Annotated in this window: 19 protein-coding genes and 1 tRNA gene; 9 read left to right on the top strand and 11 right to left on the bottom strand. The window is 52.0% G+C overall.

Annotation, left to right across the window (positions count from 1 at the left end):
• Positions 1 to 36: 36 nt before the first annotated feature.
• The 4 genes from OGV52_RS04140 to OGV52_RS04125 all read right to left on the bottom strand — a co-directional run bounded on the left by OGV52_RS04140 (position 37) and on the right by OGV52_RS04125 (position 6,323).
• Complete coding sequence (locus OGV52_RS04140; RefSeq protein ID WP_287108125.1) at positions 37 to 3,180, bottom strand: CusA/CzcA family heavy metal efflux RND transporter; 3,144 nt, start codon at positions 3,178 to 3,180, stop codon at positions 37 to 39.
• Between the two features lie 11 nt (positions 3,181 to 3,191).
• Complete coding sequence (locus OGV52_RS04135) at positions 3,192 to 4,484, bottom strand: efflux RND transporter periplasmic adaptor subunit (RefSeq protein WP_287108123.1); 1,293 nt, start codon at positions 4,482 to 4,484, stop codon at positions 3,192 to 3,194.
• A 76-nt stretch (positions 4,485 to 4,560) separates the two neighbouring features.
• Positions 4,561 to 4,908 carry a cation efflux system protein CusF gene (gene cusF, locus OGV52_RS04130; RefSeq protein ID WP_016152151.1) on the bottom strand — a complete coding sequence of 116 codons (348 nt, stop codon included), beginning with the start codon at positions 4,906 to 4,908 and terminating at the stop codon, positions 4,561 to 4,563.
• A gap of 32 nt (positions 4,909 to 4,940) precedes the next feature.
• The gene (locus OGV52_RS04125; protein ID WP_287108121.1) at positions 4,941 to 6,323 is read right to left on the bottom strand and encodes an efflux transporter outer membrane subunit; all 1,383 of its coding nucleotides are present in this window, start codon (positions 6,321 to 6,323) and stop codon (positions 4,941 to 4,943) included.
• Between the two features lie 195 nt (positions 6,324 to 6,518).
• Between OGV52_RS04125 and cusR the strand changes: the two genes are divergently transcribed.
• The 6 genes from cusR to OGV52_RS04095 all read left to right on the top strand — a co-directional run bounded on the left by cusR (position 6,519) and on the right by OGV52_RS04095 (position 11,244).
• On the top strand, positions 6,519 to 7,202 hold the full coding sequence (gene cusR, locus OGV52_RS04120; RefSeq protein WP_016152149.1) for a copper response regulator transcription factor CusR: 684 nt from the start codon (positions 6,519 to 6,521) through the stop codon (positions 7,200 to 7,202).
• The gene (locus OGV52_RS04115) at positions 7,192 to 8,643 is read left to right on the top strand and encodes a Cu(+)/Ag(+) sensor histidine kinase (protein ID WP_049282488.1); all 1,452 of its coding nucleotides are present in this window, start codon (positions 7,192 to 7,194) and stop codon (positions 8,641 to 8,643) included. Before cusR ends, OGV52_RS04115 begins: the two co-directional genes overlap by 11 nt.
• 248 nt (positions 8,644 to 8,891) lie before the next feature.
• Positions 8,892 to 9,218, top strand: a complete 327-nt coding sequence (locus OGV52_RS04110) for a PcoE/SilE family metal-binding protein (RefSeq protein WP_181633709.1) — start codon at positions 8,892 to 8,894, stop codon at positions 9,216 to 9,218.
• Between the two features lie 369 nt (positions 9,219 to 9,587).
• Positions 9,588 to 10,094 (top strand): hypothetical protein, encoded by a 507-nt coding sequence (locus tag OGV52_RS04105; protein WP_047358081.1) that lies wholly within the window; start codon positions 9,588 to 9,590, stop codon positions 10,092 to 10,094.
• Between the two features lie 14 nt (positions 10,095 to 10,108).
• Positions 10,109 to 10,360 carry a membrane lipoprotein lipid attachment site-containing protein gene (locus OGV52_RS04100; RefSeq protein WP_200107515.1) on the top strand — a complete coding sequence of 84 codons (252 nt, stop codon included), beginning with the start codon at positions 10,109 to 10,111 and terminating at the stop codon, positions 10,358 to 10,360.
• Between the two features lie 80 nt (positions 10,361 to 10,440).
• Positions 10,441 to 11,244 carry an MBL fold metallo-hydrolase gene (locus OGV52_RS04095; protein ID WP_287108118.1) on the top strand — a complete coding sequence of 268 codons (804 nt, stop codon included), beginning with the start codon at positions 10,441 to 10,443 and terminating at the stop codon, positions 11,242 to 11,244.
• Positions 11,245 to 11,313: 69 nt separating this feature from the next.
• Here the strand turns inward: OGV52_RS04095 and OGV52_RS04090 are convergent, their stop codons facing one another.
• Both OGV52_RS04090 and OGV52_RS04085 read right to left on the bottom strand, forming a co-directional pair.
• Positions 11,314 to 13,758 carry a trimethylamine-N-oxide reductase 2 gene (locus OGV52_RS04090; RefSeq protein WP_287108117.1) on the bottom strand — a complete coding sequence of 815 codons (2,445 nt, stop codon included), beginning with the start codon at positions 13,756 to 13,758 and terminating at the stop codon, positions 11,314 to 11,316.
• Positions 13,759 to 13,778: 20 nt separating this feature from the next.
• Complete coding sequence (locus tag OGV52_RS04085; protein ID WP_016155916.1) at positions 13,779 to 14,873, bottom strand: NapC/NirT family cytochrome c; 1,095 nt, start codon at positions 14,871 to 14,873, stop codon at positions 13,779 to 13,781.
• Positions 14,874 to 15,401: 528 nt separating this feature from the next.
• On the opposite strand from OGV52_RS04085, the gene uspF reads away from it, so the two are divergent.
• Positions 15,402 to 15,830 carry a universal stress protein UspF gene (uspF, locus tag OGV52_RS04080; RefSeq protein ID WP_016152141.1) on the top strand — a complete coding sequence of 143 codons (429 nt, stop codon included), beginning with the start codon at positions 15,402 to 15,404 and terminating at the stop codon, positions 15,828 to 15,830.
• Between the two features lie 240 nt (positions 15,831 to 16,070).
• On the opposite strand, the gene torD is transcribed toward uspF, so the two are convergent.
• The 3 genes from torD to torC are packed head-to-tail and all read right to left on the bottom strand — an operon-like array spanning position 16,071 to position 20,390.
• Positions 16,071 to 16,685, bottom strand: a complete 615-nt coding sequence (torD, locus tag OGV52_RS04075) for a molecular chaperone TorD (protein WP_019076213.1) — start codon at positions 16,683 to 16,685, stop codon at positions 16,071 to 16,073.
• The gene (torA, locus tag OGV52_RS04070; RefSeq protein ID WP_200079455.1) at positions 16,682 to 19,222 is read right to left on the bottom strand and encodes a trimethylamine-N-oxide reductase TorA; all 2,541 of its coding nucleotides are present in this window, start codon (positions 19,220 to 19,222) and stop codon (positions 16,682 to 16,684) included. Before torA ends, torD begins: the two co-directional genes overlap by 4 nt.
• The gene (gene torC / locus OGV52_RS04065; RefSeq protein WP_016152138.1) at positions 19,212 to 20,390 is read right to left on the bottom strand and encodes a pentaheme c-type cytochrome TorC; all 1,179 of its coding nucleotides are present in this window, start codon (positions 20,388 to 20,390) and stop codon (positions 19,212 to 19,214) included. Before torC ends, torA begins: the two co-directional genes overlap by 11 nt.
• A gap of 131 nt (positions 20,391 to 20,521) precedes the next feature.
• On the opposite strand from torC, the gene torR reads away from it, so the two are divergent.
• Complete coding sequence (gene torR, locus OGV52_RS04060) at positions 20,522 to 21,214, top strand: two-component system response regulator TorR (protein WP_016152137.1); 693 nt, start codon at positions 20,522 to 20,524, stop codon at positions 21,212 to 21,214.
• On the opposite strand, the gene torT is transcribed toward torR, so the two are convergent.
• Positions 21,187 to 22,218, bottom strand: a complete 1,032-nt coding sequence (gene torT / locus OGV52_RS04055; protein ID WP_047501845.1) for a TMAO reductase system periplasmic protein TorT — start codon at positions 22,216 to 22,218, stop codon at positions 21,187 to 21,189. The genes torR and torT overlap by 28 nt on opposite strands.
• Positions 22,219 to 22,300: 82 nt before the next feature.
• Here torT and torS point away from each other — a divergent pair, with 82 nt between their 5' ends.
• Positions 22,301 to 25,087 carry a TMAO reductase system sensor histidine kinase/response regulator TorS gene (gene torS, locus OGV52_RS04050; RefSeq protein WP_287108116.1) on the top strand — a complete coding sequence of 929 codons (2,787 nt, stop codon included), beginning with the start codon at positions 22,301 to 22,303 and terminating at the stop codon, positions 25,085 to 25,087.
• Between the two features lie 8 nt (positions 25,088 to 25,095).
• On the opposite strand, the gene OGV52_RS04045 is transcribed toward torS, so the two are convergent.
• Positions 25,096 to 25,172 (bottom strand) — tRNA-Arg (locus tag OGV52_RS04045).
• Positions 25,173 to 25,195: the final 23 nt, after the last annotated feature.

The raw sequence follows: 25,195 nt of genomic DNA, 5'->3' as shown, positions 1-25,195 counted from the left end.
GGCAACAAAACCGACGCAGGCGAGCGCTTTAAGGCACTACTTTTGGCTGCGATGCCTGTGCAGCCACATCAGCTTATAAGCTACCGGAATAATAAACAGCGACAGCAATGGCGCGGTAATCATGCCGCCAATCATCGGCGCGGCAATGCGGCTCATCACTTCTGAGCCCGCCCCTGTTCCCCACAAGATTGGCAACAGGCCCGCGATAATCACCGCCACGGTCATCGCTTTCGGACGCACGCGCAGCACCGCGCCGTGATACAACGCTTCATCCAGCTTATCCGCCGTAAAGGTTTGCGGATTTTCCAGTGCAGGCTCGGCTTCAATAGCATGGCGCAAGTACATCAGCATCACTACGCCAAACTCCGCGGCAACGCCAGCCAGGGCGATAAACCCGGTTCCGGTCGCAACCGACATATGGAACCCCATCCAGTAGAGGAACCAGATCCCCCCTACCAGCGCAAAGGGCACGCTGGTAATAATCAGCAGCGCTTCACCAAAGCGACGGAAAGCCAGATAAAGCAGGACGAAGATAATCATCAGCGTCATCGGCACCATCAGTTTGAGCTTATGGCTGGCGCGTTCAAGCAGCTCGAACTGCCCGGAAAACGCCACGCTGGTCCCCGGCTTTAACTGTACGTTTTCAGCGATCGCTTTTTTCAGATCGTTCACCACCGAAACCATGTCACGGTCGCGGGCGTCGATATAAATCCAGCTGGTGGGTCGTGCATCTTCGGTTTTCAACATCGACGGACCAGAAACCACTGTCACATCTGCAACATCAGCCAGCGTGATTTGCTGCTTCATGGGCGTCAGAATGGGCAGATTACGCAGCGCTTCCGGGCTATCACGATAGCTCTGCGCATAGCGAAGGTTAATCGGATAACGTGCAATCCCTTCCACCGTTTCGCCCACCATCGCGCCTCCGACCGCGGAGGTGACAAACAACTGTACCGCGCCGACGGTCATACCGTAGCGGGCTGCTTTCTCTCGATTAATGTCCACATTAATATAGCGCCCACCCACCAGCCGCTCAGCCAGCGCCGAAGCGACGCCCGGCACGGTTCTGGCTACCTCTTCGATTTGTTCCGCCGTGGCGTCGATATCAGCCAGAACGTTACCTGACACCTTTATCCCAATCGGGCTTTTGATGCCGGTAGAAAGCATGTCGATACGGTTACGAATAGGCGGAACCCACAGGTTCGCCAGCCCTGGCAAGCGCACGGTTTTGTCGAGTTCGGCGATGATTTTGTCCATCGTCATCCCCGGACGCCACTGATCCTGCGGCTTCAGTTGGATCGTTGTTTCGACCATTTCCAGCGGCGCGGAATCCGTTGCGGTTTCCGCCTTACCGGTTTTACCAAACACACGCGCCACTTCCGGAACGGTCATGATCAGCTTGTCGGTTTTTTGCAGCATATCCGCCGCCTGCGCCGCCGAAATCCCCGGCAGGGTTGACGGCATATACAGTAGATCGCCTTCGTTAATCTGCGGCAGGAATTCACCACCGACTTTATTCAGCGGGTAGATAACCGTCAGTATCGAAAGCACCGCCACCAGCAGGGTGGTTTTAGGCCAATGCAGCACCTTCAACAACAGCGGATGATAAATACGGATCAGGAAACGGTTAAGCGGGTTACTGCTTTCCGCCGGAATTTTGCCACGGATCCAGAAACCCATCAGGATCGGAATGACGACAATAGCCAGAAACGCCGCGCCTGCCATGGCATACGTTTTGGTGAACGCCAGCGGGCCGAACAGTCGCCCCTCTTGCCCCTCGAGCGTGAAAATAGGGATAAACGACAGGGTGATAATCAGCAAGCTGATGAACAATGCCGGGCCGACCTCTACCGAGGCATCGGTAATGACCTTCCAGCGCGTTGCGTTATCCAGTTTTTCATCCGGATGCTGATGTCCCCACTCTTCGAGCCGCTTATGGGCGTTTTCAATCATCACAATCGCGGCATCGACCATGGCCCCGACGGCAATGGCAATGCCCCCAAGCGACATGATATTGGCGTTCAGCCCCTGGAAATGCATCACGATAAACGCGATACACAGTCCCAGCGGCAGGGAAATAATCGCTACCAGCGCCGAACGCAGATGCCACAGGAACAGCGCGCATACCAGCGCAACAACGATAAACTCTTCCAGCAGCTTATAGCTCAGGTTATCAATAGCGCGATCGATGAGCTGACTGCGATCGTATGTTGTAACTACCTCAACGCCTTCCGGCAGGCTGCTTTTCAGCGTGTCGAGTTTGGCTTTGACGGCGGAGATCACTTCACGCGCATTTTTACCGGAACGCAGAATTACCACCCCGCCCGCCACTTCGCCTTCACCATTCAGTTCGGCGATCCCACGGCGCATTTCCGGCCCAATCTGCACACGCGCGACATCGCGCAGATAAACAGGTACACCGTCGGCCCCTGTTTTCAGGACGATATTATTGAAGTCATCAAGCGTTTGTAGATACCCACTGGCACGGACCATATATTCCGCTTCAGCCATCTCAACAGACGAGCCGCCCGCCTCCTGATTCGACGTATCCAGTGCAGATTTCACCTCCGCCAGGCTGATGCCATATTGCGTCAGCTTCATCGGGTCGATAACAACCTGGTACTGTTTAACCACGCCGCCTACCGAGGCCACCTCTGCCACGTTCGGAATCGTTTTTAACTCATACTTTAAAAACCAGTCCTGAAGAGTACGTAACTCTGCCAGATCGTGTTTACCGCTGCGATCGACCAGCGCATATTCAAAGATCCAGCCGACGCCCGTGGCGTCCGGTCCCATCTCCGCGCTGACCCCTGCCGGTAATTTCCCCTGAACCTGGTTGAGATACTCCAGTACGCGCGAGCGCGCCCAGTAAGGATCGGTGCCATCTTCGAAAATGACGTACACATAGGAATCACCAAACTGCGAGAAACCACGCACGGTCTTCGCGCCCGGTACCGACAGCATGGTGGTGGTCAGCGGGTAAGTCACCTGATTTTCAACGATTTGCGGTGCCTGCCCTGGATAGCTGGTTTTGACGATCACCTGAACATCAGAGAGATCGGGCAACGCATCAACCGGGGTATTGATGATGGTCCAGGTTCCCCAGATACTGAGAAACAGCGCCCCCATCATCACCAGAAAACGGTTTGCCACCGAACGGCGGATAATCCATTCAATCATTTATCATGTCCTCAGTGTGAATGGGTCGCCTGGGCTGGCTTTGCGGATGCGTCTTGCGCATCACTGTTCTGCGCGCGCATACGATCCAGTGCGCCAGAGATATTCGCCTCGGAATCAATCAGGAACAGACCACTGGACACCACTTTTTCACCTTCAGTCAGGCCTGAGCGGATAGCCGTCAGCCCTTGAGATTCATGGAATACCGCAACCTGCTTCGGTACAAATCGACCTTCGTTATCGACGGTGATCACCCGTTGCTCGGTGCCTGTATCAATCAACGCCTTTGAGGGGATCAGCAGCATCGGTTCACTTTGCGTTTTCAGTTGCAGGTAAGCATTCATCCCCGGCTTGAGCGCCTCATCAGGGTTATTGACCTGCAAACGGATCTGCAGCGTACGCGTGGTGGCATCGACACTTGGCAAGATATTCCACTTGCTAATGGTGAAAGGCTTATCCGGCCAGGCGGGCACGGTGATGGTAAATTGCGAGGCGTCTTTGATCAGCCAGGCGATAGATTCCGGGACCGACGCGCTGACCCATACCGGGTCCATCCCCTGAATTTTCGCAACCACATTGTCTTTGGAAATGTTCATGCCGGTACGCAAATCGAATGCGGTAATCACCCCATCAATAGGGGCTTTCAGGGTAAAGCGGGTCTGAATTTTACGCGTCGATTTTAAGCGCTGAATATCCGCTTCCGGCATACCGGCCAGACGTAATCTCTCCAGAATCCCTTCCACCTGCGTCGCACTGCCGCCGGTCTCCCGCAGTAACAAATATTCGCTCTGCGCCTCAACCCAGTCGGGAATCGTCAGATCGATAAGCGGCGCACCTTGCTTAATTTTGTCGCCCACGGTTAGCGGGTAAACCTTCTCGATAAAGCCTGCGGAGCGAGCCTGGACAATAACAAACTGGTATTCGTTATAGCTAACGTTAGCCGGGAAAGTTTGCGCATAGTGCAGCGGGCCACGGCGCACAGGTTCTGTTTTCAGACCCAAATTTTGGGTCTGAGTAGGATCGATACGCACGCCAGGCGCTGACGCGCTCGCGGTCTCTTCATCGGCATATTTGGGGATCAGATCCATATCCATAAACGGTGATTTACCCGGCTTATCAAAGCGCGTGTTCGGGTACATGGGGTCATACCAGAACAACACTTTTCTGGCTTCTTTTTGCGAAGCCTGCCCGGTTTCAGCCGTTACGTTTGCTGATGAATAATAAGTATAAATACCGACAGAAATAACCCCACCGGCAATCATGCCAGCGAGAATAAGCGCGGTATTTTTAATATTTAAAGACGCCATAGTGATTTCCATTGCGCGATAGTCTCACCCGAATTTCGAAGAATCCGGGCAAGAATAAAAGAGACCAGCGAGAACGTTATTTACTGATGTGAATATCGCGTAACACAGAGATATTTCCCTGCTGAACAAACGTAAACGCAACCTTATCGCCGGGTTTAATATCGTCAGCCTTGGTGTCGGCAACCCGCGTAAAACGCATCGTCATGGCAGGCCAGTTCACCGCGGGAATGGGATCATGCTTGATCGTGATTTTTTTACTTTCTTTATCAATAGCTTCAATCACCCCGGTGGCGCTAATGACGTCTTCCTGTTGGGCCGCTGGCTGCATGTTCATCATCTCGCCATGCTGATGCTCATTGGCCTGAGCGTTAAACATGACCACAGAGAAAAAGCTAAACAACACGGCTTTGGCAGTAGTATTCATACTTGATGCTCCTGAAAAGTTAATATTAAGGATTACTCCACCCAACCGCCGCCTAAGGCAGCAAACAGCTTAATTTCATTAACCTGTTGGGCGTAATTAAGATCGAGCAGCGATTGCTGCGTAGCGAATAAAGAACGTTCAGCGTCCAGTACTTCGATGTAGCTAACCGCACCATTTTGATAAAGCGCTCTGGCGCGTTGTAAGGTGATTTGCAATGACGTCAGGTAGCGCTGCTGACCGCTAATTTGATCGGCAATGCTTTGGCGCAACACCAGCGCATCCGCCACCTCTTTAAACGCGTTCTGAATTTTTTGTTCGTAATTCACCACCGACTGCTGTTGGCGAATTTCAGCGAGGTCGAGATTGGACTGATTACGTCCGGCGTTAAAAATGGGAATATCTATTTTGGGGACAAAATTCCACATGCCGCTGGCCGCATTAAATAAGCTGGAGAGATCGCTGCTGCTGCTGGAAACTGAACTGGTCAAGGTAATCGACGGGAAAAACGCTGCCCGTGCGGCGCCGATATTGGCATTCGCCGCCATTAATCCGTGTTCAGCTTCCAAAATATCCGGGCGCTGCAACAGGATTTGCGACGAGAGCGATGGCGGCAGCGTTACTGGTTTAATATCCCCGCAGCTGCGCATCTGGTCGTTGGGTAATTTCCCGTACGTACCCAGCAACAGTTGCAGCGCGTTGTTGGCCTGCGCCAGTTCACCTTTACGCTTCGCGATTTCGCTGCGCGTGCTTTCAATCACGCCCCGCGCCTGTTCCAGCGCCAGTACGTTGGTGCTTCCGGTCAGCAACTGCTTCTCAACAAAAGCGTAAGAACGCTGATAGTTTTGCAGCGTTTCTTCGGCAATTTGCAGTTGTGCATAAGCCAGACGCTGATTGAAATAACTTTGCGATACGTTGGAGATTAATGAGATGTGTACCGCCCGACGCGCCTCTTCGCTGGCAAAGAAGTTCTGTCGCTCGGCTTCACTCATATTTTTCAGCCGCCCAAAGAAGTCCAGATCGAAACTGAGATTGAGTCCAGCTTCGAATTCACGATCGGTGCTGCTATCGCCTTTTAATTTGCCGCTGTAAGTACCGCTGGAACCTGCCGTGATTTGCGGATAGCGGTCAGCGTCCGTGACGCCATATTGCGCTCTCGCTTCCTGAACTTTTAGCACTGCCATACGTAAATCGCGGTTATTGACCAGCGCCTCGCCAATCAGCGCCTTTACCTGAGAGTCAACGAAGAAGCTCCGCCAGCCCGTGTCCTGATATCCCACCGGTGCAGAAACCAAGGCGTTCTGGCTTAAGGAGAATTGCTGCGGTACAGGCAATGTCGGACGCTGATAGTCCGGCGCCAATGAACAACCGGCGAGAACGAATACAGCGCTGAGGGTAAGAAGCTTAAATTTGCTCATAGTTCTTCTCGTCCTGACCGGACTGATGGCCCTAAAAAATGTAGGAATTTATAGTGTTGTACTTTAACGAAGTGACTCTGTTTAAGCGGTGACAGGAAAATGACAAAACTGTCATTTTCCCAATAACCGATTGCTATCCGATCCCGCTTCCCTAGAATTGAAAGTCCGCACAACCCGTGTGAGAAGGAGAATGCGATGAAGGTGTTGATAGTCGAAGATGAGAAAAAAACCGGTGAATACCTGACGAAAGGCCTGACGGAAGCGGGTTTTGTCGTGGATTTAGCGGATAACGGCCTGAACGGGTACCACCTGGCGATGACCGGCGATTACGACCTGCTCATACTCGACATCATGCTGCCGGATGTAAACGGCTGGGATATCGTACGGATGCTGCGTTCCGCTAACAAAGGGATGCCCATTCTTCTCCTCACCGCGCTGGGTACCATTGAACATCGGGTTAAGGGTCTGGAATTAGGCGCTGATGATTATCTGGTCAAACCGTTCGCCTTCGCCGAACTGCTGGCGCGGGTCAGAACGCTGCTGCGCCGGGGTGCGGCGGTGATTGTCGAAAGCCAGTTTCAGGTCGCGGATTTAATGGTCGATCTGGTCAGCAGAAAAGTCACCCGCAGCGGGACGCGTATTACTCTGACCAGCAAAGAGTTTACCCTGCTTGAGTTTTTCCTGCGTCATCAAGGGGAAGTTTTACCCCGCTCGCTGATCGCTTCCCAGGTCTGGGATATGAATTTTGACAGCGATACCAATGCCATCGACGTCGCCGTTAAGCGTCTGCGCGCCAAAATTGATAACGATTTTGAGCCGAAACTGATTCAGACCGTACGCGGCGTGGGATATATGCTTGAGGTTCCTGATGCCCAGTAAACGATGGCGGCGCCCTTTTTCGCTGGCGACACGATTGACCTTTTTTATCAGTCTGGCGACGATCGCTTCATTTTTCGCCTTTGCATGGATAATGATCCACTCCGTGAAGGTCCATTTCGCCGAGCAGGACATCAATGATTTACAAGAGATCAGCGCCACGCTGGAGAGGATTATTAACCAACCCAACGAGCCGGAATCACGCCGTCTGGAAACGCTAAAAAACGTGGTTGAGGGCTACTCGAACGTCATTATTTCTCTGGAAGACAGTAAGCAGAAAGCCATTTTTCATTCGCCAAATGCGCCGGATCTCCGGCAATTTATCGCCAGCGCAAGACCGGATAAAAATGCCCATGCCAGCGATGTTTTTATTATATCCGGCCCAACACTGCAAACGTCCAAACATATTCACGGACAAAAAACGTCGTCTAACTGGCGAATGATTCGCCTGCCGGTAGGAAAGCTGACTGATGGAAAATCGGCGTATACGTTGTATCTGGCGTTATCGATCGATTTTCATCTGCACTATATTAACGACCTGAAAAACAAACTGATTATGACGGCATCGCTGATTAGCATGATGATTGTATTTATCGTGCTGTTCGCTGTGTATAAAGGCCATGAACCGATCCGTAATGTCAGTCGGCGCATCCAAAATATCACCTCAAAAGATCTTGATGTGCGCCTCGATCCGCAAGCGGTCCCTATTGAACTGGAACAGCTGGTAAGTTCGTTTAATCACATGATCGAACGCATTGAGGATGTATTTAAACGTCAGTCGAACTTCTCGGCGGATATTGCCCATGAGATCCGCACGCCAATAACCAACCTGGTCACGCAAACGGAAATTGCGCTCAGCCAAACCCGTAGCCAAAAAGAGCTGGAAGACGTGCTGTATTCCAATCTTGAAGAGTTTGGTCGTATGTCGAAAATGGTAAGCGACATGCTGTTTCTGGCGCAGGCAGACAACAATCAGCTTATCCCGGAAAAGACAGCGCTTAATCTGGCCGATGAGGTTGGTAAAGTGTTCGACTTTTTCGAAGCCTGGGCAGAAGAGCGCGAGGTGGGCTTACGTTTTGAAGGACGCGCATGCTGGGTTTCAGGCGATCCGTTAATGCTACGCCGGGCAATGAGTAATCTGCTTTCAAATGCCATGCGCTACACGCCAAAAGGCGAGTCGGTAACCGTGCGGGTGAAAGAGGCGGATGGCCTGGTCCAGATAGTCGTGGAAAATCCCGGCCCCCCCATTCCCCCACAGCATCTATCGCGGCTATTTGATCGGTTTTATCGGGTTGACCCTTCGCGACAGCGTAAAGGCGAAGGCAGCGGTATTGGCCTGGCGATTGTGAAATCGATTGTTATCGCCCATCAGGGGAAAGTCTCGGTGACATCCGATCAGCTTGCCACCCGTTTTATTCTGACGCTGCCCAAGCATGCGATGTAATTTATGATAATGGCGTTGATACCTTAAACAATTCGAGTTGCAGGAAGGCGGCAAGAGAGGGAATCCCCGGTCACTTACTTAAGTAAATGACTGGGATGAACGAGCACAGCCAACGCATATGCAGCTTGAAGTATGACCGGTATATATATCATCACCGATTCTCTGACATAACCGTCATAATCCTGTCACGCCGCTGACAGCCCTCACCAATTATAATTTCTTCCGTAAACCCAAACAGGAGAAATATGATGAATAAGATATCCTCTTTTTTCGCTATCGCGTTTTTTATTTCAGCTGGCGTTAATGCGGCCGACACCCCCAAAATGCATCAGCAGGCCGCAGCAGCCCATGAAATGATGAATAACAGCAGTGCCCCTGCACATCAACAAATGGCGCAAGAACACGTCGCGCAGACGAATAATTCAACGTCAACGCCATCCCAGGCACGCCCCTTTTCACAAATGAATAAACATGAAAAAGCGATGGTCGTTCACCAGTCAGTGAATAACGGTCATTCATATGCCCATGAGGCTCAGGCCAGGCAGCACCGCGCACAGATCCCCGCGCAAGGGTAACCTTGTCCTGTGTTGAATAAAATGTCCATCAATACGCTATGTATGAATATTGCGGACAAAACGCGCCACGCAGGCCTGTACATTTACAAGCCTGCGTTCCTGCCGTTAATGTCAATATTAATATTTCTTTAAACACTTCATTAAAAAGTAAATATAATTAAGCGTTTTATCTCACTTGTATAAACTACGTAATTCACCTGCTTGTAATGTTGCATATTACAGCCCCCACACCCTCACCATTAATATAAATTAGGATTCCCCCTGGTATGCGTCATTAATATTTAATGGGAGACTGCCGTCGTCGTAAACATGACATTCGAACAGTTCGTATTCCTATAAATAAACTTAATGATGATAGTGAGCAAAAAAATGAAAAAACGTCTGCTGACCCTCTTTGTCCTCGGCCTGACAACGGCCACAACGGCATGCGCAATTACCCCGGCAATGCAGAAAAAGTATGAACATTCAGGTTGTACACAAATGAGTGAACTCAATGGCTGCGATATCAATAAATCCTATCAGTGGAACCGCGATCATGGCTTTATTGAGAACGGCAACAGCCAGCAGAGCCGTCATCATCGTCATGGTGAAGAGCAGCAAAATACCGCTGACCGGGATAACCACGATAATGCCGATATTTACGGCAAATTCAGCGGAAATTACGTAGCCAAATTTGCCAATGGTCAACGCAGCGTTGATATTCACGTCGAGGGTTCCAGCGTGTACGTCAATGGTAATGAAGTGCGTGACGTAAATACCTATCAGGATACAATGACCTTCCGTGTCGGCTATGCCACTTACACCATTAAAACGAATGGTCGCGGTAGCTGGAATGACAGCGATGCCGGGAATGCTGGCAAAATTGTGCGCGAGTAACGGATACCGCCACAATGAAAAAACTGATTTCCACGTTGGTTATTATGGCTAGTCTGTCGGGCTGTGCCGAACATCCTTATCTTTCTGCAGCCGCTGCTGGTATTGGGGCCGCAGCAGTTGCCGCGGCGATCGCTAATCACAAAAATCGTGAAGCCAACCGTGATAAAGAGCATGAACGCCAGGAGCGCGAGCAAAGGGAGAACCAGCATGCGTGGCGGCATAGTCACCATCACTCCGATGATGACGGCCATTACTATCACCGCTAAGTCAGCACAAAGAGCGCTGCGATCACAGCGCTCTCAACGGTCATGTATTACAGTATGCCGTTTTAATACTGGAGTCAGGCATGGCATTAACCCTCACGGTATTGCTTGAAAACAGGCGCGCTGCGAGCGCAGATAAATCATTACGGGCAAAGCCTGGATTAAGTCTGTTAGTTCAGGATGAAACCACCACCATACTATTTGATACCGGCCCGGACGACAGCTTCATACTTAACGCCGCGCAAATGGGCGTAGACCTGACGCAATTGACCGCCGTGATTCTTTCGCACGGCCATTACGATCACTGTGGCGGCGTGCCGTGGCTGGCGGATAACAGTCGTATCATTTGCCATCCCCAAATAGCTTGCGAGCGGTACGCCTCAATAACCCTGGCGGGAACGCCAAGAAAAATAAAAAAACTCTCGCGTGATAACGACTACTCTCGACTAATCATGGAATACACCCGTGAACCGTTGGCGATCAGCGATCGATTTTTGTGGTCCGGCGAAATTAGTGTCGCCACTCCACAGGCCTATGGCGTTATTAGCGAGAAAACACCTCAACCGGATTACATCAGCGACGAAGGCGTATTGATCTATAAATCTGATCGCGGGTTAGTCATCATTACCGGATGCGGGCATCGGGGAATAGAGAATATCGTACGCCATTGCCAAAACATCACCGGCGTTAACCAAATTTACGCCCTCGTCGGTGGGTTCCATTTACGCACTGCCTCCCCCGCTAAGCTATGGCGAACCCGACAATTTATTAAGCAACAACAACCAGAAAAACTACTCGGCTGTCATTGTACCGGTTCGTGGGGTCGATTGTGGCTACCGGGAACTGGCGCCCCGGCAACGGGAGATGTGATTGTGCTGGCAGAGTAACGGCGGTAAGACATTGCCGAAAAAGCAATAAAAAGCGGGAGCCTTACGGCCCCCGCTTTTCAACCATCATTACAGAGTGACGATTGCTGGCTCATCAAAGACGGTGAGTTTTGGCGCTTCGCCGGTGAATTTTTCTGCGTATACCAGGCTGGTATTCCCCGCGCAGCCATTCGCCAGCCTTGAGGTTGGGATATCCGCCGTCAGCACGTTCGCGCCGCCATTTTTGCAGATACCGTTCTCAATATCTGGCCATGCGCCTTCATGGATACAGATGATTCCCGGTTTGATACCGTCACTGATGTGTGCCCCCACCAGCACCTGTCCACGCGCGTTCCATACGCGTACCAGATCGCCCTCGGCAATACCTCTGGCTTTCGCATCATCCGGGTGAATCGTTACCGGCTCACGATTGGCAATCGCGTACTCTTTGCGCAGCGAAGCGTAGTTCAACTGACTATGCAGACGATGTGCCGGGTGCGCCGTCAGTAGCTGCAGTTGATCTTTATCCGCAGTTCCTTTCCATTCATCGGGTTCAATCCATGACGCATGCGGCGGGCAATCTTTGTATTGATAGCCTTCAATCGTTTTTGAGTAGATTTCTATCTTACCGCTCGGCGTTCCAAGCGCATTCATCACCGGATCTCTGCGGAAATCCGCGTAGCGTACATATTTGTTATTCTTTTCATTCTCACGCATTTCGATCAGTTTGTTTTGCTGCCAAAACGCGTTGAACTGAGGCATGGCGATACGCTGGGCGCGGGCGGCTTTTTGTGCGGCATCATAGAACTGCTTCAGCCACGCCATTTCATCTTTGCCCTCGGTGTAGACCGCCTTACCGCCAGGCTTGAGCATCTCCGCCAGATCGGCAAATACGTCAAAATCACTGCGTGCTTCAAACTGCGGCTCAATGACCTGCTTCATCGGTACCAGATGTTGGTTACTGTAATCACCGGTCATGGTCAGATCGTTGCGCTCAAACGACGTGGTTATCGGCAGAACTATATCGGCATGTTTGGCCGCTGCGGTCCAGTAGCACTCAGAGATGACAACCAGTTCAGGCTTCTGCCAGGCTTTGATTAAACGGTTAGTATCCTGATGATGGGTAAAGTTAGCGCCGCCCGCCCACCAGATCATTTTGATATCCGGGAAGGTTTGCTCTTTACCGTTATGTTGATATTTGCCGCCTGGATTTTCCAGCGCTTCGACAATTCGCGCTACCGGCAGGCTGATCACCGCATCGGAAACCGCCCAGTCGTTACCCGCAGATGACCCACCCTCAATTTGGGCGGAGATGGCTGGCAATACTCCCCCGGTACGCGTTGGGTTACCGCCGTTGGAATAGTGATAAGAGAACCCGAAACCACCGCCTTCGGTACCAATTTGCCCCAGCATCGCCGCCAGAGTCACCAGCATCCAGTGTTTTTGCTCACCGTATTGCTGGCGCTGAATCCCCCAACCCGCCATGAGCATGGTTTGATTGCTGGAGAAAATTTCCGCCAGCTTCTCCAGTTGCTCCGCAGGCACGCCGCACACGCCGGAAGCCCACTCGGCGGTTTTCTCTATTTTGTCGCTCTTGCCGAGCAAATACTCTTCAAACTGCGGATATCCAGTGGTGTATTTTTCCAGGAAGGCTTTGTCATGGAGATTTTTCTTCACCAGCGTATGGGCGATCCCTAACATCATCGCCACATCGGTCCCCATATGTGGCGCAATCCAGGTTGCATTATCACCAAAGAACTCAATGGTTTCGGAACGCATCGGATCGATGGCGATGACGCTTTTCCCTGATTTCTTCAGCAGATTAAAGTATTCAATCCCCTGTTCATCCGTGCTGCTCCAGGCAATCTTGAGGGTATTGAGCGGGTTCATCCCCCACAGCACCACGACCTGACTGTGCTCAAGCACCATCGGCCAGGTGGTTTGCTGCTCATAGACTTCAACCGATCCCACAACGTAAGGCATGATCACCTGCGCGGCACCGGTTGAATAATCTCCGGTATGACCTGCGTAACCACCGGCCATGCTCATATAGCGTTGCAGTAAGGTTTGCGCTTTATGCAGAACGCCGCTGGAGCGCCAGCCATAAGAACCAGCAAATATCGACGCCGGGCCATAGCTGCTACGGATCCGGCTATGCTGCTCATGTATCAGTTTCAGTGCCTGCTCCCAGCTAACCCGCACGAAAGGATCGCTTCCACGTTTACCATCCGCATTACCCGGGTTTTCCAGATAGCTTTTGCGCACCATCGGATATTTTACGCGGATATTGGTATGGACCTGATCCGGCGCGGTTTGCTGTAACGAGTTCGGCACCGTTTTAGGCAACGCGCCTTTTGAGGAAACCACTTTGCCATCTTTTACTTCCACGTATACCGCGCCCCAACGCGCTGCCGTCAGAATCGCTCCGCCATTTTGGCCTTCGGCCCAGGCCGGCATTGGGATCACCGAAGAAATCGCCATTGTCCCGGTTGCCGCGCCAGCCGTCTTAATAAAGTCACGTCTTGTGAGTTTCATGATTTCTCCTGATTTATCGCTTATTTGTTCATGTCTTTAGCGTTGTACTGGAAGTAACGGCTCAGGATATCCAGTTCGTTTTCACTGATATTGGTGCGAGCGCCCATCCCTTTTGCTACTGAAGGCCAGGCGTTGAGCGTGAAATGATTCGCCGGAATTGGCGCATGGCAGCCCGCGCAGTACACATTGTCGAGTTTGCGTGCGTAATCCCACATCGGTTCACGGCTGGCGAGAGCGGAACCGCTCCATTCACCCTGCAGCACGACATCTCGCCACACATTGCCGTAATCATCTTTTTTCCAGTCGGAGAGGATCTTCAGCGATTGCTGACCTTTTTCACTCAGGCTGGCAAGAATCAAACGCTGTCCTGCCGCGTAGTAAATGACCTGTTCATTTCCCTGCATCTGGCTACCGCGAATCTCGACCTGTCGCGTATTGTCCGTTGTTTTCAGAACCTGCATTTTTGTTGCCGGGTAAACGGTTCCCAAATCGCCCAGCGCGGTGTTGCTTACGGCATAAAGCTCTGTTGCCGAAGCAGGGGTGGAGGCTGACTGCGCTTCAAGCCCTTTGAGCGCGCTGTCATCCATTTTTATTTCAGGTGGGAAATGGGCGACGCCTTTGTGGCAATCAATACAGGTTTGCTTTTCCTCGATGCCCATTTTGTGCATTTTCTGGGCCTCTGCGCTTTGTGCGGCAAGATCCATCGCGTCCATGCTGTGACAGCTACGGCAGGTCGCAGAATCGCTCGCTTTTAGCTGTGCCCAAACGGTTTGCGCCATCTCCAGACGGTGTTCTTCAAATTTTTCTGGGGTATCGATTTTTTTGGTTATGAACTGATGATAAACATCTTTTGAGGCCCGCAGTTTAGCCACCAGATAATCCAGGCCGCCCTGGGGGATATGACAATCAGCACACTCTGCACGAATACCTTTCTGATTCTGAAAGTGAACCGAACCGGTATATTCCTCATACGGTGCCTGCATCGTATGACACGATAAACAGAATTCCGTGCTTGAGGTTTTGTGCAACGTCCATTGCCCTGCCAAAACGATAACAGCACCAAGAACAATGCACAGCAGCATCGTCCCGAGGATGGTTTTATTTATTTTTCTCATCTTTTATTCCCACAAGATGAATACCCTTTAATGGGTAGACAATAATTACCCTAACGCGGCTACTTATTGATATTCATCAAACGCAGAGGGAAATGAGAATCAGCATGTGGGTAAGTTTGAAGGCGCTCGCATAATTAATACGAACGGAATTAAATATAAAATACCTTTTTAAATTCAGATAATTAAACCAAATCCAAGGTTTAATTAACCATTAATTATGGAAACGTCAGAATAAAAGTTTGATGAGTGCTGAATGGCATTAAAATTATGCCCTTGGCAATAGTCGCTATATAATAAAATATATAATGAAAAAACATAAAAACGAACCCTTTTCTATTACGTGATAACACGTATTAATGAAGATACCCCTCTTGTGGTTGTGCTCAGATATACATTCACGACAAGACTTGTGACACACACCTATCATTGACGCGCATTTATGCATGCAACCTTGATCTGGTCACTTATTATACAGATTCGATTTTCGCTACACTCTGGGTAGAGGTAAACAAACAGGAGGTAGTGAATATGTATCGCTCAATTCTGGTGCCCATTGATATCTCTGAAACCGATTTAACCCGCCATGTTGTTCCACAGGTCCTGGCGCATGCCAAAACCGCTAAGGTCCACTTTTTAGCCGTTATTCCTACCGTTCCGTTCTATGCCTCGCTGGGGCTGGCTTACTCAACAGAATTCCCGGACAGAAGCGGTCTGCAGGCCAAGGCCAGCGAAAAACTCGAAGAGATTATTAAGCAGTTCAATATTCCTGCAGGCAGGAGTCAGACTCACGTCGTTTACGGCCCGCCGAAGGATCAGATCCTCAAACTGGCGGAAGCGGTAGACGCTGAGCTTATTGTTATTGCCTCACATAAGCCTGGTTTTAGCACTTATCTGCTGGGTTCAACGGCGGCTGCCGTAGTACGCCATGCAAAATGTCCCGTGCTGGTTGTGCGGTGATAGGGTCAAAATGGGGGCGAATTTTCACTAACGTTTATAGGTTAAGCATTCTTGAGAACATGTGATTCTTGCTCAGGGTTCCATTCACCTCAGCGATAAATGTAGCAATATTCCGGAGGCAACAGATTCATTGCCTCCGGATGTCCCACTCTCAGTTACTCATTACGCCCTTTCATTTTCGTTAAAATGGCAAGCATTAGAGCGAATGTATTCCCGGTGTTCTGTGGCTTAGGCCATCACTCAGTTCTGAATATCCAGCCTGACCAGTGCCAGCAACAGCTGACTCAGCGCACCGTAGAAACCAAAGTCATCATAGCGGCGGCATTTGGCGGTAAATTCCGGTAACCAGCGTAACAGCCCCGCCAGCGTTTCTCTGCGCAGCGCATCAATACGCTGGCGGCTAAGCCCGGACTCTCCCAGAGAAAAATGCAGATGACTCAGCAGTTCGATAAAAATTGCCAGATGATCGGCTGACTCGCTAAACGTTTCGCTTACCTGCATGCCAGCATCGGCTAACAATCGTTTAATGACCCCGTAATTCGGCCCTCCTTCAAGATGGGCCGACGCATAGGGTAACGCCGCGTGTTTTTCCGTCATCAGAAACAGGCTACAAAAATCAGCCGCCAGTTCGAGGGTAGCGTCCTCACGCACCTGAAGCGCAGCAATTTTCTCCTCCAGCTGAAGGACTTCCGCTTCAAGCGACGGTTCACCTTTTAGCACCGCGAACCACTCAGCCATTTCGCTGGACTGCAAAAGTGCCAGGCTGTCATCGTCACGTTCCCGGGAAAACAACTGCGCCAGCCAGGCGTAAACGCAGGCCATCTGTTCTGTTGTCAGGGAAGAGTGTTTTATCATGACGATACCTTCTCCGCCGGAACATATTCGCACTGCGCCACCATTTTTATCGGGCCGCTGAACGCCGTCACGTTATCCACCTTGCCGGTATATTTCTCAATTTCCACCAGCGTGGTATGAGCGCTGGTCGCCTGTGCCAGTTGAGACGTGCCGATATCGATTGTTAATACGTTCGGATTGCCGTATTTACACAGCGCCCCAGTTTCTCCGCCGTTATCAGGGTCGTACCAGGCACCTTCATGAATACGCGCCACGCCTGGCGAGTAGAGATCGGAGACAACCGCCCCGGCCAGTACTTGTCCACGTGCGTTAAACACACGGACAATATCACCGTTGCGAATCCCCCTGACGCTGGCATCCTGCGGGTTGATAAACACTGGCTCTTTACCACTTACCGCATAATGCTTACGCAGCGCTTCAGATTCACAAAGCTGCGAGTGCAGACGGAAATCAGGGTGAACAGATTGCAGATGCAGTGGCCAACGCTGCGACCCGGGTCCACCATGTGAGCGTTCGATTTTCTCAAACCACATCGGATGCCCCTGGCAGTCGTCATACTGCATACCGGCAATGGTTTTCGAGAAAATTTCGATCAATCCGCTCGGCGTGCCCAGCGGCTCAAGATCGGGGTCATCGCGGAATGCCTGATGACGTACAAACATCTGCGGATGTTCGAACTCAACGTACTCTTGCTGATTCCAGAAAACGTCAAAAGCGGGGAGATGAACGCCGCGCCCTTTCCCCTGCTGGCTTCCTTCCTGCCAGATCCGTTTCAGCCAACCCATCTCATCCAGCCCTTCGGTAAAGGCTTCTTCACGATTAAAGCGGCGGCAGAGATCGCGGAAAATATCGAAATCATTACGTGCTTCAAATTGCGGCTGCACCAACTGTTTCATGGCGATAATGCCGCGGTTGGAGTGGTTGCCATACTGATCAAGATCGTTACGCTCAAACTGGGTCGTCGCGGGCAATACGATGTCAGCGAATCGACAGGTCGAGGTCCACTGATTATCGATGGCGATAACGGTTTCCAGCTTACGCCAGCCCTCAATAATACGATTGATCTGCTGGTGACGATGGAAAGGGTTGGTCCCGGCAAAAACGCACATCTTCAACGGCGGCAACTTGACGGTTTTGCCGTTCCAGTTAATTTGTTTACCCGGCTCAAGAATCGCATCGATAAAACGCGCGATCGGGATGGTGCTGCTGTACCCCTTATAATCAGTGCTGTCATGCACAGGAGGTACGGTGGTGGAGCCAGAAAAACCGCTCAGGATAATCCCTTTGCGGCTTGGCGTGCCCGCGCCGTTGTAGTGCCAGCCAAAGCCGAAGCCACCGCCGGGTAAGCCGATTTGTCCAAGCATTGAGGCCAGCACCACGATCATCCACGCCCACTGTTCCCCGTGCTGCATACGCTGGACGCACCAGCCGGCAATAATCTGCGTTCTTCCGCCCGCCATTTGCCGCGCCAGTTCACGAATCGTATCGGCATCAATCCCGCATATTTTTTCCGCCCACTGGGCATCTTTAGGCTGTCCGTCACTTTCCCCCAGCAGATAAGGCAGAAACTGCTCAAACCCTACGCAGTAGTTATCGAGAAAATGCTTATCGTAGAGCTTCTCGGTATAAAGCGTGTGCGCCAGCGCCAGCTGTAGCGGCACATCGGCCTGCGGATTCACGGCGACGTGTTTAACCTTGTCGCGGCCCAGGTAGTCGTGCGTCGAGGTGATGACCGGATCAACGCTGATAACCGAGATCTCGCCGCGCGCCACTTTTTCTTTCAGTTGTTCGTAGTATTCATAAACATCATGATCCGGGCACCACCAGTTCGCCTGCTGGTTTTTAATCAGGTCGGAACCCCACAGCACAATCGTTTTGCTGTTTTTCAGCACCAGCGGCCAGGAGGTCTGCTGTTCATATACCTCCATTGACCCGACCACGCGCGGCAGAATCACCTGGGCTGCACCAGTGGAATAGTCGCCCCCGGTACTTACGCTGTTGCCGTGCAGCGCAATGGCGCGCGCCAGCATCCCCGAGGCGTTATGGAACATGCCGGTTGATTGCCAACCGCTGGCCGTCAGCAGCGCGCTCGGGCCATAGGTCTTCTGAATTCGCTCCAGCTCCTGATAGAAGAAGTCCAGCGCTTCATCCCACGAAACGCGCACAAAGCGGTTATCTCCACGCTGCGTGGTATCGCTCTGATGGCGTTTACGCAACCAGTCGACGCGGACCATTGGATAGCGAATACGCGCCCCACCATGCACGTGATCCGGCAGTCCGGCGATCATTTTTGACGGGTACTTATCACGCTCAAACGGTTTGGCTTCAATAAAACGCCCATCAACCACGGTGGCGCGGATTGCCCCCCAGTGAGATCCGGTCAGGATCCCCTCTTTGACGCCAGTTCCCTGCACCTCTGCGGCGTTGGCGCTGCGCGGTGTGAGCAGCGAAGGTCCTAACATACCAGCGACGGTCAAGCCGCCCAACTGCAGTAGAAAACGACGGCGAGATGCCTGAAAGAGATCGTTATTTTTCATTGCTTTCTCCCTTATCGCCATGCGGCTTGTCCGTGGTGTCAGAGGCATTCATCTGCAAATATTTCAGTAAGGTACGTTCTTCACGTTTATCCAGACTGGTAAATCCAATCATGCCGTTCAACGTGCCAATCCAGCCGTTGGCGTCAAAGTGTTCTTTCTCCGGTGCGCCGTGGCACTGGTTACAGGTTCCGTTATAGAGCGAGTCGGCATAAGCCCAGATTGGCTTAATGTCGTTAACCATATCGCCCTTCTGCATCCAGGCGGTGGCCTGCAGCTTGCTCCACTGCGTGTTCGTTTCCGCGACGGTCGTTTGCTCCAGGGTTTTCACGTGCTGCTGGATGTCGCCACGAATGGAGGCCACAAAAATGCGTTTACCTGGCAATTGCGCCAGCACGCGCTGACGCCCGTTACTCTCGGTCCAGCCCACAATTTCAATTTGCAGCCAGTCGCCGTCACGCTTTAACACTTTTACTTCAGAAGCAGGCAGCAGTGAGCCCGCAGGTTCTTTATCCCCTTTGGCGGCATAAATAGGTTTGATGTCCAGGGAATAGAGCGTATCGCCATCGTCGTTTGCGTTGGCGCGTAACTGGTCAAACTGCTTGCGGAAACCGCTGCTCATATCGGGAAGCTGATGCGCAATACCTTTATGGCAGTCAATACAGGATTGATTGTCCTTGGCCGCAATCTTCATCTGACGCGCAGCTTCAGGGTGCTGTTTCGCGTGATCCATCGCATCATAGTTATGACAGGAACGACAGGTCGCGGAGTTGTTCTCTTTCATTCGCGCCCATTCGCGCTCCGCCAGCTCGGCACGTTTGGCTTCGAATTTCTCAGGAGTATCAATAGAGTGGGCAACAAAGGTCTGGTAAATATCGTTGCTGGCCTCCAACTTACGTTTCACCATGCCAGGGATATCGGATGGAATGTGGCAATCATGACACTCTGCGCGCACCCCGGAGGCATTCTGAAAATGCGCAGACTGTTTATATTCTTCATAAACCGGCTGCATGCTGTGGCAGCTCACGCAAAATTCGGTTGAACTGGTTAATTTAATGCCAACGTGCGGTAAGACGATCAGCGCGATACCGACCACCATCCCGATGACGACCAGCGCCAACACTGACCAACGTGCGCTCGGTCTGAGCAGCGCCCTCCATAGTTTCCGCATAATAGCCCCTGTAAATATATGGTTTAGTTACAGAGGATCTTATTTCGCAAATGTGAACGGCAACACTGGTCAGGATGAATGGCTTACGGCACAATGTGAACAGATATGAACAGAAAGAGACAACAACCAGGATGTCGCATCACATTGTCATTGTTGAGGATGAACCCGTTACCCAGGCACGATTACAGGCTTATTTTGAACAGGAAGGTTATCACGTCTCGGTCACAGCCAGCGGAGCCGGCCTGCGTGAAATCATGTCACAACACTCTGTCGATCTTATTCTGTTAGATATCAATCTCCCGGATGAAAATGGCTTAATGCTGACCCGCGCCCTGCGTGAACGCTCAACGGTGGGGATCATCCTGGTAACGGGTCGTAGTGACCAAATTGACCGTATCGTTGGCCTGGAAATGGGGGCTGATGATTATGTCACCAAGCCGCTGGAGCTACGTGAACTGGTGGTGAGAGTGAAAAATTTACTCTGGCGTATCGACCTTGCCCGCGAGGCGCGACCGGAGGCCAAAGACAACTGCTATCAGTTTGCCGGGTATTGTCTGAACGTCTCCCGTCATACTCTGGAACTGGGCGACGAGGCAATCAAACTCACCCGCGCCGAGTATGAAATGCTGGTCGCGTTTGTCACCAATCCGGGGGAAATTCTCAGTCGCGAACGTTTACTGCGCATGCTTTCGGCACGACGGGTAGACAATCCGGACTTACGCACCGTGGACGTACTGATCCGCCGTTTACGCCACAAGCTGCGGGCTGATTTACTGGTGACGCAGCACGGGGAAGGCTATTTTTTAGCGGCCGACGTGTACTGATACAGATAAACAGGACGGAATCCGCCGGGTGACAACGAGCACTTTACATGCTGGCTGTCGGCATTTTTCGGGGTGAGCACCAGGATCGGGGGACTGATATTTTCCGGCACCGGTTGTCCTTGTAATACTCTGATAGCCTGCTGAATCGCCAGTTCACCTTGCCAGACCATTTGATCGCTGGCAGCCATAATGATTCTTTCGCGTTTAAGCCCGCGATACACCTGATGCGACAGATAAAAAGAGACGACAGTTAACGGCGCGCCCTGATTGCGCTTCTCCCCCATTGCCGCTTCCGCAGCAATTGCCGTACCGGCCACCACGTCGGCATCCGGGTGACGCTCAAGCATCTCCTGCAACAGATTACGCTGTATTTCAATATCATTATCGCCCAACGCCACATCCACGATGCGCACCTGACTGCCGGCAATCGCCTGACGGAATCCGGCCACCATCTCACGACTGCCCCCGGCGTCATCAGGTCCTGGCAATAATAAGACCTTTAGCGGTTTGCCCGCGCTCCACTTAACCAAATAGCGGCCTGGCTGATAACCCATCTGGAACCACGGAACCCCAACCCGGGCTTTTACCGTTGCGTCATGGATAGCATTCACCACCTCGATAACCGGTAGCGTGCCAACCTGTGCCTGCAAATCCGGAAAAGTCGTCGTGCTGCTGCCCAACAAAATGGCATCCGCGCCCCATTGCTGGCATTGAGCGATTTGTGATTTTTGCGTGTCGAACTGGCGATACCCTCCCGCCTCGAGCACCTTCAGGCTTACGCCGTATTTTTTCGCCGCCTCCAGCATGCCGTAATTCACGGAAAGCCAGTAGGAATCCTTCAGGCTGGGATACAGCGCGCACAGTTTCCAGACTTTGTTTGCAGTAACGTCCGTTAGCGGCTCCGGCACTGCCTGCTGGGTATCCTGCCAGCGTAGCAGTGCGGACCCGGTCGCGTGACCTAAGCCGGGAAAAAGTGTGATAAGCAGGAAAACCAATACGCGCATGATAGCCTCAACATTGATAAGGCTTTATCCTAGTTGCTTTCCTCTTTTGGACTCAACCTTTTTAATCTGTGGCGACCCGACAGTGAATTTATCTCTGACCAAACGACTGTGGATAGGCTTCGGGCTGATGGCGGCACTGACCCTCATTAGTACGCTAGTTGGCTGGTATAACCTGCGTTTTGTCAGCCAGGTTGAGCAGGCCAATACCCAGGCGCTGATCCCGACCATGGACATGGCGCGCCAGCTCAGCGAAGCCAGCGCCTGGGAACTGTTTTCCGCGCAGAATCTGACCACCGCAGATAATGAAAATATGTGGCTGGCTCAGGGGCGTATGTTAACCGCCCAAAGCCTGAAAATAACCGCTTTACTGAAAACCCTGCGCGAGCAGGGCTTTGATACGTCGGCCATTGAACAACAGGAAAAAGAGATCGCCCAGTCGTTAAGCCATCAGGGGGAGTTGGTTGGCGAACGTCTGAAACTGCGCGATCGGCAGCAACAGCTCAGCCAACATATTGTTGAGGCTACCGCCGACGTTGCCGAAATGGCGCGTGGTCAGGCCAGTAATGCCGCCACCTCGGCGGGCGCTACGCAGGCAAGCATTTATGATTTGATTGAGAGCCATCAGGGGCAGGCGGCGGAACACGCTCTCGACAGGCTTATCGATATCGATCTGGAATATTATAACCAGATGAATGAACTGCGCCTGAGCGCGCTACGCGTGCAGCAAATGGTGATGAATCTGGGGAATAACCAGGCGCAGAATAACCTTGCAGCGCTGGAAACCCAGCTTAATGCCGCCGTCAGAGTGCTTCACCGCCGACAAATACGCATTGAAGATCCGGTGGTACGCACCCAGGTTGCCGGCGCTGTAAATTCGATAAGCCGTTATGTCGATCTGCTGGCCCTGTATCGTCAGGATAATGACATCACCACCCGCTTACAGATCTTATCGCAGAACAATATCGAGCAATTTACCCGTTTCAGTAGCGAAGTCAGTCAGTTGGTAGAAATCATTGGCCAACGCAATCAGACCGGGCTGGCGCATCTCAAACAGGCCAGCCAGCGCGGGCAAACGCTGCTGCTGCTGTTAGGTGCGGTGTCATTGTGCTTGTTAATTCTCATTCTTTGGCGCGTAGTTTACCGCTCGGTCACGCGCCCGTTGGCGCAGCAAACCCAGGCGTTACAGCGTCTGCTTGAAGGTGATATTGACTCCCCATTTCCGGAAACCGCGGGCGTTCGCGAACTGGATACCATCGGGCGGTTAATGGACGCCTTTCGCGGCAGCGTTCACGCCCTTAATAGCCATCGCGAACATCTGGCCGCTCAGGTAAAAGCTCGCACCGCCGAGCTGCGTTCTATGGTGTCTGAACACCGGCAGGCGCGGGCAGAAGCCGAAAAAGCCAATCAGGCAAAATCGGCGTTTCTGGCCGCCATGAGCCATGAAATACGCACCCCGCTGTATGGGATCCTCGGCACTGCGCAGTTGCTCTCAGACAATCCCGCTCTGGCGCAGCATCAGGAGAATCTGCGCGCAATCACCGACTCTGGCGAGTCTCTGCTGACCATCCTCAACGATATCCTGGACTATTCCGCCATCGAAGCGGGCGGAAAAAATGTGGCGATCGGCGATGAACCTTTTGAGCCCAGACCCTTGCTGGAAAGTACGCTTCAGCTCATGCATGGTCGCGTTGTGGGTCGCCCGGTCGTGCTGGTTACGGATTTTGCCGACGATGTCCCCGACTCCCTACGCGGCGATCCGCGCCGCATTCGGCAAATCATAACTAACCTATTAAACAACGCGCTGCGCTTTACCGATCGCGGACACATCACCCTGCGTAGCCGATGTAAAGATCAGGACTGGTATATTGAGGTTGAGGACACGGGATGCGGGATTGACCCTGTCCATCAGCGCGATATTTTTCAGCCGTTTGTTCAGGTTAGCGGTAAACGTGGGGGGACCGGGCTTGGACTCACTATCAGTGCCAGCCTTGCGCAGGCGATGCAGGGAGAACTGAGTGTCACCAGTACGCCGGGAGTCGGAAGCTGCTTTCATCTGCGTCTGCCATTACGGGCTGGCGCGATGCCGGTAGCTAAATCCGTTCCACGTGCCATATCGTTACAGGGTTTACGCTTACTGCTAATCGAGGATAACCCCCTCACGCAGCGCATCAGTACAGAAATGCTCACCCTCAATGGCGCCCAGGTCACCGCTGCCGACAGTGCGGCTGCGGCGCTCACCATACTGCAGCAAGACGCCCAGTATAATGCCGCGCTGGTTGATTTTGATCTTCCGGATATCGACGGCATCACGCTGGCGCAACAGTTAACCCACGAGTTTCCGACGTTAAAGCTAATAGGCTTTAGCGCACACGTCATCGACGAAACGCTAAGCCAAAGAACCAGCACCCTGTTTCTCGGCGTTATTCAAAAACCGGTTCCCCGGGATGAACTTAGTCGGCTCATTACCCATTATCTCCACGGTAACGCCCCTCTCCCGGTTGCATTAGAAAATAACAACCAACGGTTAGATACCCAGCAATTAGCCGGGGATATCCAGCTAATGGGATGGCAAAAGGTGCACGAATGGTTAGCGCTCTTTAAGCAACACACCCTTCCTGTATTAGATGAGATTGACGCAGCGCGCGCAGCATGTGAGTACGAGAAGATAAAACGTCTGGCACATCAGCTAAAAAGCAGCTGCGCCAGCATGGGGATGCGTTCTGCCAGCAGGATGTGTGCAGCGCTTGAACAGCAGCCGCTAGCTGATTTTTCACTCAGAGAGGAAGTACAACTAAGTCTTACAGAAGTGGAAATGTGGTTGGCAAAAGAAAATTTGTCGCGATTAGCCGAAGCTGAACATCAGAAGTGACGTTGAAATGGTACGCCCTGTAGGATTCGAACCTACGACCTACGGCTTAGAAGGCCGTTGCTCTATCCAACTGAGCTAAGGGCGCATTGCGAAGTGATTACTTCATGC

Origin of the sequence: Citrobacter sp. Cb041 (assembly GCF_030336655.1) — a bacterium.
Taxonomy (GTDB): Bacteria; Pseudomonadota; Gammaproteobacteria; order Enterobacterales; family Enterobacteriaceae; genus Citrobacter; species Citrobacter braakii.
The sequence above is the reverse complement of the archived record's forward strand: the minus strand, read 5'-3'. Positions and strand labels throughout refer to the sequence as shown.

Coding starts and splice junctions, on each gene's coding strand:
- OGV52_RS04140 (WP_287108125.1), bottom strand. CDS start 3,180: ATGATTGAATGGATTATCCGCCGTTCGGTGGCAAACCGTTTTCTGGTG.
- OGV52_RS04135 (WP_287108123.1), bottom strand. CDS start 4,484: ATGGCGTCTTTAAATATTAAAAATACCGCGCTTATTCTCGCTGGCATG.
- cusF (WP_016152151.1), bottom strand. CDS start 4,908: ATGAATACTACTGCCAAAGCCGTGTTGTTTAGCTTTTTCTCTGTGGTC.
- OGV52_RS04125 (WP_287108121.1), bottom strand. CDS start 6,323: ATGAGCAAATTTAAGCTTCTTACCCTCAGCGCTGTATTCGTTCTCGCC.
- cusR (WP_016152149.1), top strand. CDS start 6,519: ATGAAGGTGTTGATAGTCGAAGATGAGAAAAAAACCGGTGAATACCTG.
- OGV52_RS04115 (WP_049282488.1), top strand. CDS start 7,192: ATGCCCAGTAAACGATGGCGGCGCCCTTTTTCGCTGGCGACACGATTG.
- OGV52_RS04110 (WP_181633709.1), top strand. CDS start 8,892: ATGAATAAGATATCCTCTTTTTTCGCTATCGCGTTTTTTATTTCAGCT.
- OGV52_RS04105 (WP_047358081.1), top strand. CDS start 9,588: ATGAAAAAACGTCTGCTGACCCTCTTTGTCCTCGGCCTGACAACGGCC.
- OGV52_RS04100 (WP_200107515.1), top strand. CDS start 10,109: ATGAAAAAACTGATTTCCACGTTGGTTATTATGGCTAGTCTGTCGGGC.
- OGV52_RS04095 (WP_287108118.1), top strand. CDS start 10,441: ATGGCATTAACCCTCACGGTATTGCTTGAAAACAGGCGCGCTGCGAGC.
- OGV52_RS04090 (WP_287108117.1), bottom strand. CDS start 13,758: ATGAAACTCACAAGACGTGACTTTATTAAGACGGCTGGCGCGGCAACC.
- OGV52_RS04085 (WP_016155916.1), bottom strand. CDS start 14,873: ATGAGAAAAATAAATAAAACCATCCTCGGGACGATGCTGCTGTGCATT.
- uspF (WP_016152141.1), top strand. CDS start 15,402: ATGTATCGCTCAATTCTGGTGCCCATTGATATCTCTGAAACCGATTTA.
- torD (WP_019076213.1), bottom strand. CDS start 16,685: ATGATAAAACACTCTTCCCTGACAACAGAACAGATGGCCTGCGTTTAC.
- torA (WP_200079455.1), bottom strand. CDS start 19,222: ATGAAAAATAACGATCTCTTTCAGGCATCTCGCCGTCGTTTTCTACTG.
- torC (WP_016152138.1), bottom strand. CDS start 20,390: ATGCGGAAACTATGGAGGGCGCTGCTCAGACCGAGCGCACGTTGGTCA.
- torR (WP_016152137.1), top strand. CDS start 20,522: ATGTCGCATCACATTGTCATTGTTGAGGATGAACCCGTTACCCAGGCA.
- torT (WP_047501845.1), bottom strand. CDS start 22,218: ATGCGCGTATTGGTTTTCCTGCTTATCACACTTTTTCCCGGCTTAGGT.